We start from the raw sequence: 18,312 nt of genomic DNA on the forward strand, positions 1-18,312 counted from the left end.
TTGAGTGACCATTGTGAAACAAGACCCGTTTTTCGCTCAAATAGACCCAATTACGTTATTCCAAACGCAAGCCTGGCAACAATCTTGGTTAGAAACCTGGCACAGTGAGCTTCAACACAATACAAAGCTTATAGTCCTGGACGAAGCACAAGCCTATGTGCATAGGCACAAAATAAAGGGCCTACTGCCTGTTGAAACGTTGCATCCATTCAGCCAAGGGTGTGCAGAATTGGCTTCAATACGCAGTGAGTACTTTAATCCTAATGGCATTAACCGTAGTGCCGAAGCCGCATTAAAAACAATGTTAGCCAGCCCATGCAGTGAGTTGGTTTTAAAAGATGTTCCACTTTCTGCTCCTTGGTTAGAAGGTTTTTATAAAACCGCGCAGCAAAAAAATAAGCGGGTGTTTCAACGCGAAGTTGATATAGCTTATTCGGTGAATACGCTCGACACAGACTTTGAAACTTATATCGCGTCTCTAGGCAGTAATACTCGCTTAAAGCTATTTAACCGCCGTAAGCGATTGCAATCAACCCATACCGTCAGTGTTGAGAACATGTGGCCAAACGTAGATGGCTTTATCGAACTGCTGAATAAGTTTCATAGAGACCGTTGGTACAAGCCTTGTTATAAAGGTAAAAACCTAGCCTTCATAAAAGCCTTATTGCCTAAACTGCATGAAGAAGGACACCGTGTTAACTTATCGGTATTAAAAGCCGATGAACAGCCGGTTTCTGTATTATTGGATATCTCCGTAGGTAACCGAACTTATAACCTGCAAGGCGGTTTTATTGAAGATTTCTTGAAGGGTGTGTCTTTGGGCACGCTGCATTTTGGGTACTCTATAGAGCAAGCCTTTTTGCAATGCAATACTCATACCTATGATTTCATGGCTGGCGAAGGTAAAAACTCGAATTACAAAGTAAAATTTGCCAACCAACAATGCGACATGGTGAGCTTAACTATTGTAAACAACTCATTGTTAGCCATGCTCTATAAACTAAAAGGTGATAAGCATGCACGCCTACATCCAAGCCTATAAAAATTTTGGACTTAAAGCCTTACTAACCGAAATTGCGAACTCAGTTTTGAGTAAAGTGGGTATCATTAAAATAGAAAAAATTTTTACTCTGCCATGCCAGCAAGTTCAGGTTAATATAGAAACCGCCATCTGTATTAATCAGGTGAGCTTTGATGAATTAGAGTCATTAAGGCAAGCGCAAGAAATATCGATCTCACCGAGTGATTCCGAGCGTGTAAAAAACAATAAAGTACTGTGCTTCATAGCACGTAAAAATGAACAACTGGTAGGTATAGACTGGTTTGCTATAGAACCCTATCAACATAGCCCCGGGGTTATGGCTTGTTTTAATGAACGGTGGGTGTGTGAATATGGTTTGTGGTTGCACCCTTCCTGTCGAGGCCAAGGGGTAAGAAGATTAATTCTTAATGCTGCCATGCCGATGATTCACGAACGTGGTAAAGAAGGGATCGTGGTGGGTATCTTTTGGAATAACTTCGCCTCTATCCGGTCAAGCAAGAAATTAGGCTATAAACCCAAAGGGTTAAGTTACTGGAACGAGCATTCACAACAAGGTCGCAAAGCCAGTTCGGCGCAAGACTATTGGCTACAACGTAACTAGGCGTTTCTATAAATGGGCTTTTGGCGTTTCAAAATTGCCCAAATGGCCTTGGCAGAAAACTTAAAAAAGGTTTTTAAACCAATGATTCTATAAGCACGCCATAAAAGCTTCGGCTTTAAAAGTGAGATAGCGCTTCTAAATACACCATAAAAATCATTGAAATACCATTGAATAAACGCATTGTTGTGATGCTCTAAAAAGGCATCATCCCGCCCCCATACTTTTTCCATTACATACAAACGCGACAGCATGGTTTCTTCGGCACTAATATTGGTTGCACGAACAACGCCAGGCGAATGCTGTAAAACTAAGGAAGCATCTATAAAGGCAATACTCCCTTTTTGGCAGCACCTGGAACTGAACAGCCAGCTTTGGTTTCTTTTCAAACCAACCTCAAAAATATTGCCAGCAATTAGGTGTTTATTAACAGACAGCGCAGAGAGCGACATATGATCGGCAAGTAGCTGATCATAGTAGAGGTTACCCTCATAGATAGTTGGTAGGTTGTTTTTAGGTTTCATAGGGGTGAGAGCTGTTCGTAAATCACGCTTGTGCGAAGACCAACGGCTAACTCCATTAGGCTTTAGGTTATTATCGTCTGTTCCATCATAAAAATTTGAAAATGTCGCAATTAGAGTAGGGTTTGCAGCATAGGCACGGCGATGTGCCGCTAAATGCCCATCTAGCCACTCGTCATCGTCGTCTAAAAAAGCTATAAAATTGCAGTTTGCCTTGCTTAGACCAATGTTACGGGCAGAGGAAACCCCGCCATTTTGGGCAAGTACGTAATTTAGCTGTGGTTGCTGAAGGCAATAATTTTGAATGCTTTGATAGCTAACAGTAGACCCATCATTAATAAGCCATAACTCGTCACCCTCAAGCATATTCGCTTGCGCGCTTTTTATGGCACGCATAGCGAGTTCTGGGCGGTTGTAGCTTGGAATAATAATAGATAGGTTAATAGTCGCCATTTTCGTTACTTCAACTTTATTGTTTTACATATTGGCAAAGAAAAAATTTGATATTTGTTCTTAAGCTTAAACAGATATTAAGTGAAATGCGCCCTAAACGAAAACTGCCAATCAAGTTTTTACGCAGAATTACAATATTTGGCTTTACACATGAATCTGATGAAGAATATGCTTGAGCCTAGCCTATAAGCATCCGATGTTTAATGGTATTTAAGGAGTAGTAATGTTTAAAGTGGCCCTAGTTTCAGACTGCGCTGTTATTATGGCTGAAGAGTTAGCCAAACAAAATCTACTAGCGCTTGTTGTAGGGTTATCTCCAGACGATTCAAACATTAGGGGTCTAAAAAAAACCGTTATTGGGCATTTAAAAAAATGGTTTGAACCTCACAGCTCAACAAAAGCCGTGGCAAAAACATACGGAATCCCATACCTGCACTTCCCATTCACCAATCAGGAAAACCTAGCCAATTGGATAAAGGATGCGGACATCGATTTTTTAGTCACCTTTAGTGCTCCTATCTTAGAGCAGCCTGTAATCAAGGCTGTTAAAGTCGCTGCATTAAATGCGCACTCTGCGTTGCTTCCCAATTACGCAGGTGGAAACCCATTTTTATGGCAAGTGATAGATGGCGCTGATCAAATTGGTATAACAATTCATAGGCTAAACGAAAAGGTCGATGAAGGTAGCATTTTGTTTCAAAAAGCCATTCCGATGCCTGTTAAACAAGAAAAACACTCCTTGATAAAAGTAACAGATCTTCTTGCGGCTAAGGGAATTCACACTATTATCGAAGGGTATAAAAACAACGGGAACCTAGCAGAGTTAGACGTAGAGCCAGCATTAGGTACCAAAGCGCCTAATTTACAACGTAAAAACTTGAAAGTCCGGTTTGATTGGATGGAGGGCGACGTAGAAGTTTTGTTCAGGATAGTTAAATATTTGGGGAAATGGCCAATAGAAATCGCAGAACCGAAAGGTGTATACCGTTTTCTACCATTAAAAGCGGTATATTATAAAAAGGTCGACGCAAATGAAACACTTGGGCTCGAAGTGTCTAAATCAGGGTTGAAATATGGCGTATCGAGTGGGTTTATTATGTTGCAACCCATATATAATCCAATAGAGATTCTTAGACATGCTAAAGAAGCGCGGCGTATTAAACGTGGCGAATTAAAAGAGCAGTATCTTTAATTTGCCACTATTGACTGGCTGCCCTATTACTTATGAACTATATAATCCCCAATAATAAGTTTATCTAACCCAGTGGAAAAAAAGCATCTTAGAGCATGAACAGGAGACTCTACAATAGGCTCGCCCATAATATTAAAACTGGTATTTAATATAACGGGTATACCAGAAAGTCGGCCAAATTCATTGATCATTTTATGGTATTTCGGGTTAGTGTCTTCGTGAACCGTTTGTAGACGTGCACTCCCATCTACATGAGTAATGGCGGGTATTCTATCTCGCATTTCAGGGAGAACATTGCAAACTTTCAACATAAACGGATCATCGACAGTAATGTCAAAATACTTGTGCTTGTGCTCTGTTGGGCAAGAAGGTGCAAACGGCCTATAAGCTTCACGGTGTTTTACTTCTGCATTTATTTTATCTTTCATTCCCGGCAAAGAAGGGTCGGCAATTATGCTACGGCTGCCAAGTGATCTTGGTCCTATTTCCATTCTACCTTGAAACCAGCCTAAAATATTTCCGTCACGAAGTAATTTTGCCGTATCTGAGCAGACATCATTCGATTTTTCATAGCTTACTTTTGCAGATTTTAGAAGTGCTTCAATATATTCATTTGAATACTCGGTACCCAAATACGGGCTGTTGTGATGTACTCTTTCCGAGTGACCTAAAATTTTATTATAGCAATAGTAGGCTGCGCCAATACAGGTGCCATTGTCGCCTGCACCAGGCATAACATAAACGTCTTTAAAGCGTGTCTCGCGAACAATGCGACCATTTACAACGCTATTCAAAGCAACACCCCCTGCAATGACTAGGTAATCGGCGGATGTCTTTTCTTCCAATATCTTACACATTTGAAGTATTTTTTCTTCTAATACAGATTGGAATGCCGCAGCTATATCATTGTGACGAGTTTCAAATGGCTCTTTTGGACCTCTAGGTTTTCCAAAGGTATCAATAAACTTTTGATTAAAACGTTGATGCCCTTGGTTTTGATAGCTGAAGTAACTTAAATCTACTTGAATTTTCCCTTCGCTTGTCACTGAAACAAGTTTATTTACAGCATCAAAGTATGGATTTGGATCACCGAATGGGGCGAGCCCCATTGTTTTACCCTCATCGTAGTTTGGTTGAAAGCCGCAAAACTGAGTGACAGCTTCATAAAAAGAGCCTAAAGAATGTGGGAAATGGCTTTCAGAAAAAATTTCAATATCACTGCCGCTCGCATACCCCAGCATCGCGGTTGACCATTCCCCTGAACCATCTATCGATAGTAGTGCAGCCTTCTCATAGGGTGAAACAAAATAGCTGCCAGCAACGTGAGATAAATGATGCTCTATAAAATGAACGCTAGGTTTCTTGTGCACTTGTTTCCAATGCTGATTAAACCAACGATTATAGGTAGATTGTTTAGCATAAATACCCCAAAGCTCATGCTTAATAAATGGTTTGGCACTTGTTGTAAGTGAAACCGCATAAGCCAGTTTTTTAAACAGATCTTTGTAGGGAGAAATAGATAAGGCAATATGATCAATATCTTCATATGTTAAGTTAGCAACTTCTAAGCACTTCTCAATTGCATTTTGAGGAAACTGGTAAGTATGTTTTTGACGTGTTAAACGCTCTTCTTCAAGCGCTACGATTAACTCTCCATCTTTAACTATACAAGCCGATGTATCATGAAAGAAGTAATTAATGCCTAGAATAATCATACTTTACCCTCCTCAGTTATTGTTTAATTATTATTTTAACGGTGGTACCCAGCTTTCACAGGTTTGCAATGCCAAATAGTTATCCCACTTTTCCCCGCCTGTGTTTTTAAGGCGTTCGTGTAATCGACTGAGTTTCAACATTCTGTGTATTCGTTGGTAGCGGGCAAGTTCACGCATTGTGTTTATGTTGTTATCTATAAGTTCGAGCTTCCGTTTTTCTAACTGTACCAGATCTATCATCTCTTCTTGTGTTGCCAGCCACTGCAATATATTTTTCTTTTCTTGCGCTAGAGTTTGGTGATACTGCTCAGTTTTTGGATTACTCAATTGCGGCCAGTTTAATAACAATGCAGGCATTAATGCTTCGCGCTTATTGCGTATAGTAGAAAATGTGCTTCTTAACTCACTATAAACTGCATCGGCTTTCAGTTGTGCCGCTTTTAACTTCTTTGCCGATTCCTGGTAAAAAGCGTTGGTCATTGGCTCGCTGTCAAAATCGAACCCTAAAATAGCGGCGGTTTGGTTGTATTGATTACTTGCTGCTGGGTTTATTGTCGATGCCCAACGTTCGCTCCAGTGTTCAATTGCTAGTAAATAGTCTTCACTGGTGGAGCGTGGAATATCGGAGCTATTTCCGTAACGGTAGGCATAGGTATGTGCTTCGTTTAATGAAACAACGCCATCTTCATTTATATCTACCGGTTGAGTCACTGGAGTACCGTTGCGATTTGATCCCGTCAGGGCTGCGTAAAAATAAGAAGCATAATCTCGGTAGTCTTCTGTATTGACGCTTTCTGTGCAGCCTTCTGAAAGCTGGTCATCGGCTACCGCAGTAAATCCGCACACAGCCGCGCCTTCGCTTAGACCCTGCTTAGGGTTTAAGTTTTTAAACGCTAAGCGGTTAAAGCCACCTGAATAGCATTGTGGTAATACGTATCGAACCGTACTTTCGGAGTGTGCTTTTGCCATGGCTTGAGCCATATCAGATACAGATAACTCTGTATTATTCCAAAGGTACAAGAAGTTGTTCTTGCCGCCCTCGGCGCGACCACCATGCCCGCTATAAGTTAAAAACAGGCTGTCATTGGCGTTTAGTTGGCTAATCTGCTCGTTGAGCGTATTTAATAAGGGTTCTTTTTCCGTTGTGCGGTTGTTGTCACTGCCTATCAGAGCTGGCCGAAAACGAATGTTTGCGTCGTTCGCAGAGCCAAATAATATATCGATTAAATCGGTTTGATAATGGCTTTGCGAAACGGCATAACTGATTTCGTTGGCGTTGTTTTGATTACTGCCAAACTGAGTAATAACTTGATCGAAGTTGCCATTCTTGAGTACATCATCAAACCAAATTACGTTAGATTCAATCGAAAACTGAGAGTTTTCTGGGTTTGGACCGCCGCCAAATAAAAACGCATTATCGGCTGCCAAAGCAACGTGAGCATAGAGTGGCGTAATACAAAGCGCGGCAAGAGTAAGAGCTTTCACAGGCGAACACCTCGTATAAAGAGTAAGTTGAGTAACCAGCTGATATAAAATACAAGCAATAATGAAACGTTGAACTGCAACAAATAATAAACCAGTGCTAAGCTAGCCACTAGCATTAAACGTCCAAATAATTTGTTTACGGTATACAGTGCATGGGTAAACAGAGTACTAAAAAACATTATTAAAAATAGTCGCAATCCGTTTTCAACTAAATTCAGCAATATTTCTTTTTTAGACTCGTAAGCGAGCTGCATTAAAAATTCTTGGCTGCCTAACAATGTATCCAAACTAAGCAAGCCTGCCATACAAAGGCTAGTGAAAATACCACTGAGGATGAAAATTTTTATAGGTTGTAGAGTTTGCGGTTTCATTTAACGGCCTTGTTTCTGACTTTGTTTGCAATTGGTCTTAACTTATCTTTAATGTGTGCCCACCAATAGTCGCATTTGCTTCCAAACGTGTTGTTATAAAAAGTTAGCCAATGAACCGTTTGGGTTAATGGGTGCCAACGATCTGCCCAGCTAGGACCAGTGACTAAATTAACTTCGTTGATAGGGCTATGGGCAATGAAAGCCAAGGTTTCAGCTAATAATAGGTTACCAGGTGCGTATTGATGGAATTTCGCATTGTATCCAATTTTTACCATACTCAAACGATTCTGAGTTCGCAAAGCAAACTGCCCTGCAATATATTCATTGTTGGTGTTGCATAAGCAAATAAAGCAGTCACCTGTCTCATTAAAAGCGTTTGCCACTTGCTTGTAAAAGGCACTGAGGGCTGCGCTTTTACGGATGCTTGTGTTTTCACCGGGCTGGCCTTTCCAGCTGCTGTCTTCAATAGCTAAAAACACATCTAGGCTATTTGGTAAAGGGCAAGCGTGCTCAAAAGTAGGCTCGGAGACATCATTAGTTAACTTTCGGCTAAGGCGATTTATGTTTTTTAGGTGCTTTTTAGATAATTTTGCCAATGCTTTGGCATCGCTCACATTAAAGAAAGTATTTTTTAAATAAGGGTCATTGTGAGTTAGGCCGCTGTACTGCTCGTAGAGTTGGTACATAGCTGAGGTTTTAAGCACTGGGCGAACACTAAAACGTTTCCAATGTTGAAATTCAGCGCTGAAAAAACCAAACAATGCGTGCAGCCATTGGATGTTTAAGTGATTTTGATTCAATGTAACATCGAATAAATCTATTTGAGAATGAGACGGCAAAGATACTATACCAGTCTGCTCATTGTGTTCTATAGGCACAACCGATATCAGGCTATCGTCATGGTAGCCTACAACCCATTGCATAGTTGGCAATAGATGTGTTTTTAACGCAAAGTGCCAGCGCCAATCGTGGTAAAAATTGGCATCAATACAATCGGCTTGCAAACTTTGCCATTGCGCAATTAAAGGCGATTGTTGAGTTAGCTGTGAAACGATTTTAAATGAATAAGACATGGATAAAGGTGGTTCGCCGTTAAGGTTTATCGCGCAATAAAACCAGGCTTTTGCCTCGCTCTATCCAGCTGCAATATTGTTTGAAATCGGTCATCGAATGCGGAAACGCAAATCGCTTTAACGAAAAATTATCTATGTTGCTGCGGCGTTTAAAATCTATGTAACCCGGCTCTGCGGAAAGCGCTGAGGTAAAGCCAGCGTTAATGGCCATCTGCTTTTCACGCATACCAAAATCTATATTAGGGCGCCCAGTAGGGTAACAGAACACAGGGCAAGGGTTGCTTAATTCTTCTTGCACACGTTGCCAGCTTCGTTCAATTTCTTTCTTAGCGGAGTCGCCGTCTAGTTGAGAAAGTACATTGTGCGCGCAGGTATGTGCACCAAAACTCACGTATTTTGATTCAGCTTGCTTAGCTTGCTGCCATGTCATTGGCTTATAAGGTTCTGGAGCCGTGGCGGGCACGTCTACTTTTAAGCTGCTGGCTAAGTGCTGAACCGATTTATTGGTTTCCCCAATAGAATAGGATTTTAAATGCCAACGAACTTGCCGAATAAAGAGCCTTTTTTCATGGTTGGAGCTTAAGTTAACGCTAAAGGGGGTGCCGGCTAAAATTACGTTAGCCTTTTTTAGTTGAGTGTTACGCACAATGTATTCGAGCTTGTAATCCCACGACCAGCTTTGTTTATCGAGCATGTCTGTGGCAATAAACAAGGTTACGGGTATTTGGTGTTTTTCGAATATTGGCAGGGCAACTTCGGCTTGCTCTGCAAAACCATCGTCTAGTGTAAACGCAACGGAGTTTTTAGGTATAGGCTTGTTGTTTACGATGGCTTCGCTCAATTGAGCTATAGAAATACCTTGGTAACCCTGTTTTTTTATATATAGGAGAGCTTCTTCAATGCTTTGAGCGGAATGACCAATAATGCCAAGGTTTTTGTCTTCTATGCGGTGTAGCATAAAAATAGGTACGTATTGGGCACGCAGGGGAGACATTAGCGCGCAAATAGGGCGGCTAGCCAGTATCCGTACTGTCAGGTCCGTGAGTGTTTTCCGTAACATTTCAACCATCGGTTCTATTTAATCCTAAGTGCTAACTTTGTCACAAAAACGCGCCAATTTGAAGCGATAAACAAGCAATAACATTTTTTATTATAAGAACGCAGTTACTAAGGTAAATTTCGTATGACAAGCGGACCAATTAAATTGGCTACCCACACCGGAAGGCGTTTCCACACAGCTATCAGAAGCTTAAATTTGGGGTTATCTGGGTTGGTTTGAGCAACATAGCCGCCTTCATCAGATGTGTAATACCAATAGTGAGCAACAGGCTTGGCCCCCCACTGCTTTTTAAACTTGTAGGTACCTGCATCAATGGTTGAGCGACCAAAATCAAAATATTGATAATTTTGGCTAATGGCATGGCCCAAAATTTGGCGATACATCCACATATTAATGTTCATACTGTTTGCAGGCTTAATGGTAGAAGCCCAAGGGATCTCAAGCATAGTGCGATGCGCCGTTAAAAAGGCCGAGCCTACCGGCAGCTTGTTAACATACACCACGACTAACGTAGCTTGTTTACCTAATTGCTTTAACAAGGTTTCGAACCAATGTTTAGAATATACGGGGGTGCCTAAATCTCTCATGTTCCGCGCAAAAACGCGGTAGAAATCGTCTAATAAATTTAGGTGGCCAAACGACACTGTTGGGTTGTTTTCGTTGGCTTTATTAAATTGCGCCCTAACTTTACTGCCTACTTGCTTATCGAGCTGATCAGTTGAGCTTGGCAGCGCTAAAATCATCGATGCTTTTTTATCGGTAAACGGTAAATTGGCATTAGCGACTGTGGTACGAATTTCCGCATGGCTGGCTTGGATTTCATGCAGCAATGGCTTGCTAGCAAGCATTAGAGCCTCAAACACATTACGGTAATCGGTAAGGGGGCCGCCATAATTAAAATAAGGCGTCGATACCAAAAAGGTGCCAAATAACTTACTGCTGAGCTTAGTGAGTGGTAAGCCGCCAATAATTGTGCCGCCACTTTTAGCAACCAGTATGCGCGTTTTGTGTTTAAAAGCTGCTTCTATAGATTCAAAAATAGCCGGTTGATGGCACAAAGAGGTATGCTTGGTCGTATTACAAAAGGCCTGCCACAAATGCCATTCGTTTTTAGGCAGCTCAACAATGCTAAATTCTTCAGAAAATTCAGAGCTTAATGCGCTGAATTGCTCTGGCAAGACCCCTTTATTGTTTTCAGCCTGTGTTGGGCTTTGTTTTGCAATGTTCAGCTTTGCAACGGCGGCTTTATATTGCGCTTCAGCATCGGCTATTTCTTGGCTGATGGCCTGCATTTGAGCTTTAAGGCTAGCCAACTGCTCTGGGTTATTTTTAGCGTTTTTGAATTGGCTAGAAACAGCCCCTTTGCTTTTTTTAAGCGATTTAATGTGCGATTTCAAACTGGCAGGGCTGGGCTTCATCCGTTAATACCTAAGGTGAAACACTTAACGAGAAGCAAAGTGTTTAATCAATCCATGATTAGTGGCGTACAAGCTAAATTTTAGTAAACTAGCGGCATTATACCGACAACGCTTTCTAAAAAGAAGCGCACACAGTGATGGAACACATTATGAAACCCCAAATTAGGCCCTCTATGGCGATATTGCTGTATTTGCTGGCCATTATTGTTATTGCCTTTAGTTTTTTCTTTAACACCTTGCTTTCATTGCATACAAAATGGACGCAATGGGATGAGGCTTATTCGCATGGTTACCCATTATTTTTAATTGCGCTTTACTATTGCTGCGCACAGTTGGTGAGCGCCAAACAGCAATGGCGTGGACATTTAGCATACAGTTTAGTTTCAATCATACCGGCGGTTATTTGGGCTTATGGTGAGGCGACTCAGTTACAAGTGTTGCAGCAAATAGCCCTGCCTATGGCTATTTTTACCTTAGCGCTACCCTTAGTGGGCATGAAAATTGGTTTACGTATAATCCCTGTTTTTTTGCTAATGTCTTTAGCGATACCAGTGTGGGATGTTGTGAACCCCATTTTGAGAGCATTGACGACAGAGGCAGCCACCTTTTTAGTGCGCCTTGTAGGTATAACGGCCTACATTGATGGATTTTCTTTTACTTTGCCTTACGGCACCGTGGTTATTGCGGGTGGTTGTTCTGGGCTGGCGTTTTTTATGATGGCGCTGAGTTTATCGGGCATCAATGCGTTTTATCGTAGGCTTACGTTAAAGTACGCGGTTCTTAGCATTGCCTTACTCGTTACTTTATCGGTTGTAGGTAATTGGTTGCGCGTTACAGCGCTGATTATGATCGCCTATTATTCTAAAATGCAGCACAGCCTGGTGTACGAACACGGCAGCTTCGGCTGGTGGATATTTGCGGGTATTTTCTTTCTGTATTTATGGCTTATACGTAACTACGCAGAGCAGCCCGCAAAAGCGGCTTCAGCACAAGAGGTTAGCCACCTAAAAAATGCTCGACCAGTTTGGGCACTTACCTTGGCCGTTGTATTTATGGCCGCCTTACCCATTTACATGGTCGTGCAAAGTGCTAAAGCAACGCAGGCGCAACCTACCAACAGCATGACTAATAACTATGATGACCAAATTTGGCTGCCTAACTACAGTGGCTTTGATGCCCAAGCCCACACATCTTTAATGCTAGCTAACACTCAATGGCAGGCTTCACAGTTGTTGTACACAACTCAAGAACAAGGCAAAGAACTGGTCAGTAGCGATAACCGCATGGCAACCGAAAACGCAAAGTTAATACATGATGTTATAACGGCCGAAGGCAACAAGCTTAACCTAGATGTCATACAAACCGGCAACCGTTCGCGCATAGTTGTGTGGGCATATAAGCTGGGTAGCCAGCTAAAAACATCGGCATTTTCTGCAAAACATGCACAGTTTATAGAAGTGTTGCGTGGCAACCCCAGTGCCGAGCTGGTGTATTTAACCAAAACCTGCCAACAAGCTAGATGTGAAGCGGAAAAACAAATGCTGCAAGCAAACCTAGCTCAATGGGTGACTGTATTTTAAGCCCGGCTACCCCGCCAACCGCGCTAAAAATTTAAGGCGTGTATTGCTGGCATCTTCATGTATGCCAATGCGAGTTAACTCATGCAACTTGAGTGATGACACATGGTTAATACCATTTTGCGTGGTAACCGCGGCGGTATAGTGCTGCTTTACTAGGCTTAAAGCTTGTTCATTGTAATCGCCATTTGGGAAGCAGAACAGTTCGATATCTTTATTCAGCTTGCTGGCCAGTGTTTCTTTGCTGGTGGCAATTTCGGTGGTTAGGGCGGCGTCGCCCAGCCCTTTATTTAGCCGTTGATGCGTACAAGTATGGCTTTCTACTTGCAAAAAACCCGAAGCCTCACACTCTTGGAGTTCATCCCATGTCATTAAAGCGCGTTGCGAGTTAGTTTCTAAAATGTGTTGCCAATTAATAGCGTTCAGGGCGGTAAAAATTTCAGCTTCGGAATGTTGTTTCAATTGGTTTATGCATTGTGCATTGCGCTCGCGAGAAAAAGCATGCTGGCTGGCTTCAAAGGCAGGCTGCAATAAGGCTTGCTGCGCTAATTCCGGGGCTTTAATGGCAATAAGTTCACTGATGATATTAGGCCAAAAACGGAACGGTGTACCTATTTTGTCGGCTACAGCAAATAACGTGCTGGGTACATTATGTTTTTTTAAAATAGGCAGAGCATACTCGTAGTTATCGGCCCAACCATCATCAAAGGTGATGGCGCATGCCTTGTTGGGCAAGGGTTCATTAGCGCCATGCTGCTTTACCCAGTTGTTTAGGTTTACAAGAGTAAAGTGTTTTTTGAGTTCTATTATTTGTTGCTCAAACGTTTCGGGAGTAACAATCATTCCCGGTTCTTCAAGTGCAAAGCGTGGATCAGCCTTGGGTAAAATGCGATGGTACATAAGCACCCAAAGGCGGGGAGCTTCGCGCTGCTTGGTGTGCTCACCGTAGCTGGCTTTTACCCAGTTACGCGCAAATTTTGCGGTGGCTTTAAGTGCATTGACCATACCCAATTAACCCCGCAGTTCTTTAATATAGTGTTTAAGTTCAAACCAAGCTGGCTTTAAATCGCCAAGGCGGTTTACTTCGTGGCGTTGGTTGAACAGCCTCGGCCATATAAATTGCCCGATACGCTTCAGTTTTTTAGCAGTAGAGTTTGGCCGTTTTAAAAATATATATAAGCTATCGACATCGCCTAAAAGCCACCGAAGGCGCTGACCTATTTTATAAGGCGCTTCTTTTATTGCTGGCTCGTTAAAAAAATGTTGAGTTAACAGCGCCGGGAAGTTCACCCCAGCATCTATTGCCAACTGTAAAGACCCCCAAAAGCGAGTGTTCACTTCCATTAAATAGGCCTTGCCTTCTGGGCTAATACGGAACTCTACCATGGCAACCCCATGCCAATTAACTTGAGTGAGCAGCTTTTCGGAGGCTTCTTTAAGGTGTTCAGGCACTGCCACGCTTTGGCAAAGAACCGAAACCCCGCCTTCGGGTGGCTTTTCTCGTATGCGCTGGTGGGCAAAATACCTAACGGGTATACCGTGGTTATATAAACAGAATACGCCAGCGCCATGGCCGGGTATAAATTCTTGCAGCATAAACGGATGATGGGCTAGGTAGGTATCTTCTTCTAATACTTTGGCCAAATCGGCTTCCGATTTTAAAATTCGAACAGTGGTGCTCACCCATTGGTTATTGGCGTATATTTTTGATTTAGCAGGTTTAAGAACAATAGGGTAAGTAACCTGCTGAACGTTCAGTGCTTGGCTGTTTTCAAAAAACTGTGTGTTGGGCACGCTCACCCCAGCGGCTTGTGCTTGGCGCACCAAATTAGCTTTATCGGCTAGCTCCATTACCGTTGCATAACGGGCAAAAGCCATGGGCAGTTGCTGCGTACTGTAGTTTTGCATCAGCAATAATTGGCTAGTAACCTCAGTAACCGGCAAAATAAGGTCAAACTGGCCGTTCAAACAGTGTTGCTCTACCCATTGAATAAAAGCAGTAGGGGATTCTTTAGAACAAGGTATTTGAAGGTAGCTGTGCGAATATTTCGATTGGCCTGCAAGCGCCATAGGCGCGGCATCGGCCGTGGTGATATGCACATTAGGCAACTGCCCTACCGCACGTGTAACAGCCAACGCACTGCGTTGAGCGGCATCCAAGACCAAAATTTTGCGCATAGTCGATTCCATTCGAGAACATAGTAAGTAACAACAGGGGTATTCTACACCAAGCCATGCTTAAAATGCAGCAACCAACAGACCTAAGCGCATAGACACAGCAAGCCAGTGTGGGTAAAATGCATCCACTTCTTTTATTACTGGATCAACGGAATGACCAGCACAGCAACACCACCTACCATACTGCATGTAATAGACACCACCGGGCCGGGTGGGGCCGAGACTGTTTTCTTAAACCTTGCTGAAAAAATGCAGATAGATGGCTACCGCAACTTAGCATTAATTAAAGGGCCTGGCTGGGTTCAAAATCAATTAGAGCAGCGCGGCATACCGTTTAAAGTTATTAAGCCATTTGGTTTTTTGTCGATCCCTTATTACCGCGCTCTATTAAAATTCGTAAAGAGCGAAAATATAAAATTTGTACAAGCCCACCTGTTAGGTTCAGCGCTTAGCTTTTCTATAGTTAGCTTAATAACTCGTATACCCGTTGTGGCTACTTTGCACGGCCAAGTAGATGTTAACCCCAACGAGCGTTTTATGGTGGTTAAGCGCTGGTTGTTAAAAAAAGGCTTACGCAAAGTAGTAGCTGTAAGCGGCCAATTGGCCGATTACTTAGCCCAACGTAAACTATTCGCGCGTGATCAGCTAAGTGTTATACACAACGGAATAGATGTAGCTCGCTACCAAGTAGAAATAACCAATGAGCTAAAACAACGGTTCAACCTTCCTGACAATGCAACATTAGTGGGCAGCATTGGAAACATTCGCCCAGCCAAAGATTACCCAACCCTAATTGCAGCCGCCAAAATAGTTATAACGCAAAACCCCGATACGCATTTTCTTATTGCTGGGCATGCTAAACAAGCATTGCAAAGCCAACTTGAAACACAAGTTCAAGAGCTTGGCCTAACAAACCACATTCACTTTTTAGGCTTTTTAGATAACACCCCCGGTTTTTTAGCGCAATTAAATGTGTTTGTGCTTTCTTCCGAAAAAGAAGGGTTTTCAATTTCTACGTTAGAAGCCATGGCCGCTAAAATCCCAATTGTTGCTACGCGTTGTGGTGGCCCTGAAGAAATACTAGAGCAAGGCATAACAGGAACCCTGGTAGATATAAAAAGCCCTGCACAACTTGCTCAGGCCATTTTAACTTCACCTACCAGAAGCAATGCTCAAGTAAAGCAGGCTTTTAAAGTGGTGCAAGAAAAATTTAGCGAACAAATATTAACAAACAAATATCAACAATTGTGTGCAAGCCAATTATAACTTCGGAGAAACTCACTAAGTGAAAATTTGGCTACCCAAATTTATAGAAAACTTTATAAATGATCATTTCGGTTCTAAAAAGGGGCTGTTAAAACTGTGTTACCACAATGTATTAGCGGCTTTTGGTTGCTACAGAAAATACTCAATTGAAAACCTAAGCATTGTGCCAGAGCGCTACGTTTTTGTATGTGCAGGAAATATTTGCCGCAGCCCTTTAGGAGAGGTGGTTGCAAAAAGCATGGGAATGCAAGCGATATCCTTCGGGTTAGATACGCGCGGTGGCGATAAAGCAGACCCGAGAGCAATTGAATACGCGGAAACGTTAAACTTAAGCTTAGCCGAACACATAACTACAAAAACCGAAAGCTATAACCCACAGCCAGGTGATGTAATAGTAGCTATGGAACCTAAGCATATTGCAATGTATAAAAATACTAATTTAAAACAACCCATTATATTGCTTGGCATGCATGGGAAAGGTAAAAAGCCATTTATTCACGACCCCTATTGCACAACTGATCTCTATTTTAAGAAAGTTGAGTATTTAGTGGTAGAAAAAACGAAAGCATTGGTGAACCATGGCCAGAACTAAGCCCGAAGATTTTAAAGTAGAGGACTTCTACTTTTTAAAAATAAAAAATATGTGGCGATATTTTTGGAGTGAACATCCTGCTTTTTGGTGTATTTGTGGGTATTTGTTTATTGAGTATTTTCGGCCACAGTCTATTTACCCAGCTATTGATATTTTGCCTTGGGCACAGCTATTTTTACTGGGTGCTTTGGGGTTTAGTTTTCTTGACAAAAAAAGCAAAATTCAATGGACACAGACACATACTTGGCTAGTACTATTTTCACTACAGATATACATATCATTCATATTTGCATATAACATCTCAATATCTATTGAGCAGCATATTCAATATACCCAATGGGTTATAGTTTTTTTCTTGATCGTGTCGATTATTACTTCAAAGGAAAGATATTATATCTTCATTGTTATCTTCTTCATGTGTTCGCTAAAGCTTTCAATAGGAACAGCCAAGATCTGGGCATTTCGGGGGTTTGCATTTACAGATTATGGTATCAATGGGCCTCAAGGTTACTTTCAAAACTCAGGAGAGCTAGCAATCCAAATGTTAATTCTTGTTAGTCTATCTGTTTATTTAGCTAGGTATATGTGGGTGTTTAGTAATCGATTAGAAAAGTTAATTCTTAGTCTAGCTATAATAACACCAATTTTAACCATAGTTGGTGCAAGCAGTAGAGGTAGCCAAATTGCACTAGGACTTATGATAATTGTTTTTTTTAACAAAAATATTTTCAAAATTAAGGTACTTTTAATCTTCGTAATCTTGATGTTTTCTATATTTCAATTCTTACCGGAAGAGCAAATTGATCGCTTTAAGTCCATGGGCGGTGATGGAACATCAACTCAACGAATACTTTACTGGCAGAATGGAATCGAGATGATAAAACAGCATCCGTTTACTGGTATAGGATTCTTTAACTTTCCTGCCTACTTTACGGACTATTACCCTCAAGACATAAACTTTATAAATCATAAGGGTGAAAGAGTTGCTGAGCTACCGCACAATATATTCATTCAAATTGGTACTGACGGTGGAGTTTTAGCGTTAATTTTCTATTTTCTAATATTAAAGAGTGTGAAAATTAAGATTAAGAAAGTGGATGATAATTTATGTTCTCAAATATACAAGGGACTTTTAATGGGCTTGTTTGGATTTTTAGTTGCTGGGCAGTTTGTTAGTGTCGCCTATTATCCGTTTATGTGGGTGTCTGTTACGTTGTTAGTAGCTTTAAAACTAAACTTTAGTAAAACAGAGTCTAAAACTAATATATCTATTCAATAGGAGCAATTTGTGAAGATTTTATGGCTTAGCCATCAGTTGCCTTACCCTCCTAAAGGAGGTGGGTACCAGCGATCCTTCAATATGATAAAGGAGGTCGGCAAAAAACATGATGTTGACTTTATCTCATTAGCAGCAAAATCTGCATTAACAGATAGCTTTGGTGATGTAAAAGTAGGTATAGACATGGCATCAAAGGAGATTGGAAAGTATGTCAATATAGTATCCATCTCGATAATTGGCAGTGTTAATAGGACCGAAAACGCAAAATTTCTTGCGTTGAAATCTATTTTCTCAAGAAAGACTTATGATGAAAATTATTATTCAAGTGAAGAATTTTCAATAGCATTAAAGAATAAATTAAGTGAGGTTAAATACGATTTAATATACGTAGATACTATAGGGCTAATGCCTCTATTGGGCAAAATTAATTCACCAGTAATATTAAACCACCATAATATAGAGTCTTTAATGTTGGAACGCAGACGACTTAAA

At 41.4% G+C, this 18,312-nt stretch carries 20 protein-coding genes and 1 pseudogene; 10 read left to right on the forward strand and 11 right to left on the reverse strand.

The features are described from left to right. The first annotated feature begins 4 nt into the window (after positions 1 to 4). Positions 5 to 1,042: a GNAT family N-acetyltransferase gene (locus tag QWZ13_RS04365; protein ID WP_290280683.1), complete on the forward strand. Its 1,038-nt coding sequence runs from the start codon at positions 5 to 7 to the stop codon at positions 1,040 to 1,042. Further along, positions 1,017 to 1,643 carry a GNAT family N-acetyltransferase gene (locus tag QWZ13_RS04370; RefSeq protein WP_290280684.1) on the forward strand — a complete coding sequence of 209 codons (627 nt, stop codon included), beginning with the start codon at positions 1,017 to 1,019 and terminating at the stop codon, positions 1,641 to 1,643. The genes QWZ13_RS04365 and QWZ13_RS04370 overlap by 26 nt, the downstream gene beginning before the upstream one ends. On the opposite strand, the gene QWZ13_RS04375 is transcribed toward QWZ13_RS04370, so the two are convergent. Beyond that, positions 1,640 to 2,614, reverse strand: a complete 975-nt coding sequence (locus QWZ13_RS04375; protein ID WP_290280685.1) for a glycosyltransferase family 2 protein — start codon at positions 2,612 to 2,614, stop codon at positions 1,640 to 1,642. The genes QWZ13_RS04370 and QWZ13_RS04375 overlap by 4 nt on opposite strands. Positions 2,615 to 2,661: 47 nt before the next feature. On the opposite strand from QWZ13_RS04375, the gene QWZ13_RS04380 reads away from it, so the two are divergent. Both QWZ13_RS04380 and QWZ13_RS04385 read left to right on the forward strand, forming a co-directional pair. Then, positions 2,662 to 2,790 carry a hypothetical protein gene (locus tag QWZ13_RS04380; protein ID WP_290280686.1) on the forward strand — a complete coding sequence of 43 codons (129 nt, stop codon included), beginning with the start codon at positions 2,662 to 2,664 and terminating at the stop codon, positions 2,788 to 2,790. Between the two features lie 47 nt (positions 2,791 to 2,837). Beyond that, positions 2,838 to 3,806: a formyltransferase family protein gene (locus QWZ13_RS04385; RefSeq protein ID WP_290280687.1), complete on the forward strand. Its 969-nt coding sequence runs from the start codon at positions 2,838 to 2,840 to the stop codon at positions 3,804 to 3,806. Positions 3,807 to 3,832: 26 nt separating this feature from the next. Here the strand turns inward: QWZ13_RS04385 and QWZ13_RS04390 are convergent, their stop codons facing one another. From QWZ13_RS04390 to QWZ13_RS04415, 6 genes are all read right to left on the reverse strand, one after another. Beyond that, positions 3,833 to 5,521, reverse strand: coding sequence for a carbamoyltransferase family protein (locus QWZ13_RS04390; RefSeq protein WP_290280688.1), 1,689 nt, complete (start codon positions 5,519 to 5,521; stop codon positions 3,833 to 3,835). Between the two features lie 30 nt (positions 5,522 to 5,551). Further along, positions 5,552 to 7,006, reverse strand: a complete 1,455-nt coding sequence (locus tag QWZ13_RS04395) for a caspase family protein (RefSeq protein ID WP_290280689.1) — start codon at positions 7,004 to 7,006, stop codon at positions 5,552 to 5,554. Next, on the reverse strand, positions 7,003 to 7,377 hold the full coding sequence (locus QWZ13_RS04400) for a hypothetical protein (protein WP_290280690.1): 375 nt from the start codon (positions 7,375 to 7,377) through the stop codon (positions 7,003 to 7,005). The genes QWZ13_RS04395 and QWZ13_RS04400 overlap by 4 nt, the downstream gene beginning before the upstream one ends. Further along, the gene (locus QWZ13_RS04405) at positions 7,374 to 8,450 is read right to left on the reverse strand and encodes a GNAT family N-acetyltransferase (protein ID WP_290280691.1); all 1,077 of its coding nucleotides are present in this window, start codon (positions 8,448 to 8,450) and stop codon (positions 7,374 to 7,376) included. Before QWZ13_RS04405 ends, QWZ13_RS04400 begins: the two co-directional genes overlap by 4 nt. A 19-nt stretch (positions 8,451 to 8,469) precedes the next feature. Next, complete coding sequence (locus QWZ13_RS04410; protein ID WP_290280692.1) at positions 8,470 to 9,519, reverse strand: polysaccharide deacetylase family protein; 1,050 nt, start codon at positions 9,517 to 9,519, stop codon at positions 8,470 to 8,472. Between the two features lie 98 nt (positions 9,520 to 9,617). Next, positions 9,618 to 10,928: a FemAB family XrtA/PEP-CTERM system-associated protein gene (locus QWZ13_RS04415; protein ID WP_290280693.1), complete on the reverse strand. Its 1,311-nt coding sequence runs from the start codon at positions 10,926 to 10,928 to the stop codon at positions 9,618 to 9,620. 149 nt (positions 10,929 to 11,077) lie between these two features. On the opposite strand from QWZ13_RS04415, the gene QWZ13_RS04420 reads away from it, so the two are divergent. Beyond that, positions 11,078 to 12,508, forward strand: a complete 1,431-nt coding sequence (locus QWZ13_RS04420; RefSeq protein ID WP_290280694.1) for an archaeosortase/exosortase family protein — start codon at positions 11,078 to 11,080, stop codon at positions 12,506 to 12,508. Positions 12,509 to 12,514: 6 nt separating this feature from the next. Here the strand turns inward: QWZ13_RS04420 and QWZ13_RS04425 are convergent, their stop codons facing one another. The 4 genes from QWZ13_RS04425 to QWZ13_RS04440 are packed head-to-tail and all read right to left on the reverse strand — an operon-like array spanning position 12,515 to position 14,872. Then, positions 12,515 to 13,510, reverse strand: coding sequence for a polysaccharide deacetylase family protein (locus QWZ13_RS04425; protein WP_290280695.1), 996 nt, complete (start codon positions 13,508 to 13,510; stop codon positions 12,515 to 12,517). A gap of 6 nt (positions 13,511 to 13,516) precedes the next feature. Next, a complete protein-coding gene (locus QWZ13_RS04430) occupies positions 13,517 to 14,671 on the reverse strand; it encodes a carboxylate--amine ligase (protein ID WP_290283270.1) in 1,155 nt (384 codons plus the stop codon). Beyond that, positions 14,607 to 14,741: a hypothetical protein gene (locus tag QWZ13_RS04435; RefSeq protein WP_290280696.1), complete on the reverse strand. Its 135-nt coding sequence runs from the start codon at positions 14,739 to 14,741 to the stop codon at positions 14,607 to 14,609. Before QWZ13_RS04435 ends, QWZ13_RS04430 begins: the two co-directional genes overlap by 65 nt. Positions 14,742 to 14,743: 2 nt before the next feature. Further along, positions 14,744 to 14,872: a hypothetical protein gene (locus QWZ13_RS04440; RefSeq protein WP_290280697.1), complete on the reverse strand. Its 129-nt coding sequence runs from the start codon at positions 14,870 to 14,872 to the stop codon at positions 14,744 to 14,746. Between QWZ13_RS04440 and QWZ13_RS04445 the strand changes: the two genes are divergently transcribed. From QWZ13_RS04445 to QWZ13_RS04460, 5 genes and pseudogenes are all read left to right on the forward strand, one after another. Beyond that, entirely contained in the window at positions 14,837 to 15,949 is a 1,113-nt protein-coding gene (locus QWZ13_RS04445; protein ID WP_290280698.1) for a glycosyltransferase, read from the forward strand. The genes QWZ13_RS04440 and QWZ13_RS04445 overlap by 36 nt on opposite strands. Before the next feature lie 19 nt (positions 15,950 to 15,968). Continuing rightward, complete coding sequence (locus QWZ13_RS04450) at positions 15,969 to 16,541, forward strand: arsenate-mycothiol transferase ArsC (protein WP_290280699.1); 573 nt, start codon at positions 15,969 to 15,971, stop codon at positions 16,539 to 16,541. 68 nt (positions 16,542 to 16,609) lie between these two features. Further along, positions 16,610 to 16,792: a hypothetical protein gene (locus QWZ13_RS04455; RefSeq protein WP_290280700.1), complete on the forward strand. Its 183-nt coding sequence runs from the start codon at positions 16,610 to 16,612 to the stop codon at positions 16,790 to 16,792. Between the two features lie 332 nt (positions 16,793 to 17,124). After that, positions 17,125 to 17,538 (forward strand): annotated as a pseudogene (locus QWZ13_RS19900) (O-antigen ligase family protein); the annotation flags it as partial. A gap of 138 nt (positions 17,539 to 17,676) precedes the next feature. Continuing rightward, positions 17,677 to 17,820, forward strand: coding sequence for a hypothetical protein (locus tag QWZ13_RS04460; protein WP_290280701.1), 144 nt, complete (start codon positions 17,677 to 17,679; stop codon positions 17,818 to 17,820). Positions 17,821 to 18,312 lie beyond the last annotated feature (492 nt).

The sequence above is a fragment of the Reinekea marina genome (genome assembly GCF_030409715.1).
GTDB lineage: Bacteria > Pseudomonadota > Gammaproteobacteria > Pseudomonadales > Natronospirillaceae > Reinekea > Reinekea marina.

Bases quoted from the DNA above. Each gene is read 5' to 3' on its own strand.
- QWZ13_RS04400 (WP_290280690.1), bottom strand. From the start codon at position 7,377: ATGAAACCGCAAACTCTACAACCTATAAAAATTTTCATCCTCAGTGGT.
- QWZ13_RS04415 (WP_290280693.1), bottom strand. From the start codon at position 10,928: ATGAAGCCCAGCCCTGCCAGTTTGAAATCGCACATTAAATCGCTTAAA.
- QWZ13_RS04405 (WP_290280691.1), bottom strand. From the start codon at position 8,450: ATGTCTTATTCATTTAAAATCGTTTCACAGCTAACTCAACAATCGCCT.
- QWZ13_RS04435 (WP_290280696.1), bottom strand. From the start codon at position 14,741: ATGGCTTGGTGTAGAATACCCCTGTTGTTACTTACTATGTTCTCGAAT.
- QWZ13_RS04390 (WP_290280688.1), bottom strand. From the start codon at position 5,521: ATGATTATTCTAGGCATTAATTACTTCTTTCATGATACATCGGCTTGT.
- QWZ13_RS04420 (WP_290280694.1), top strand. From the start codon at position 11,078: ATGAAACCCCAAATTAGGCCCTCTATGGCGATATTGCTGTATTTGCTG.
- QWZ13_RS04410 (WP_290280692.1), bottom strand. From the start codon at position 9,519: ATGGTTGAAATGTTACGGAAAACACTCACGGACCTGACAGTACGGATA.
- QWZ13_RS04440 (WP_290280697.1), bottom strand. From the start codon at position 14,872: ATGCAGTATGGTAGGTGGTGTTGCTGTGCTGGTCATTCCGTTGATCCA.
- QWZ13_RS04425 (WP_290280695.1), bottom strand. From the start codon at position 13,510: ATGGTCAATGCACTTAAAGCCACCGCAAAATTTGCGCGTAACTGGGTA.
- QWZ13_RS04375 (WP_290280685.1), bottom strand. From the start codon at position 2,614: ATGGCGACTATTAACCTATCTATTATTATTCCAAGCTACAACCGCCCA.
- QWZ13_RS04445 (WP_290280698.1), top strand. From the start codon at position 14,837: ATGACCAGCACAGCAACACCACCTACCATACTGCATGTAATAGACACC.
- QWZ13_RS04370 (WP_290280684.1), top strand. From the start codon at position 1,017: ATGCACGCCTACATCCAAGCCTATAAAAATTTTGGACTTAAAGCCTTA.
- QWZ13_RS04460 (WP_290280701.1), top strand. From the start codon at position 17,677: ATGGGCTTGTTTGGATTTTTAGTTGCTGGGCAGTTTGTTAGTGTCGCC.
- QWZ13_RS04385 (WP_290280687.1), top strand. From the start codon at position 2,838: ATGTTTAAAGTGGCCCTAGTTTCAGACTGCGCTGTTATTATGGCTGAA.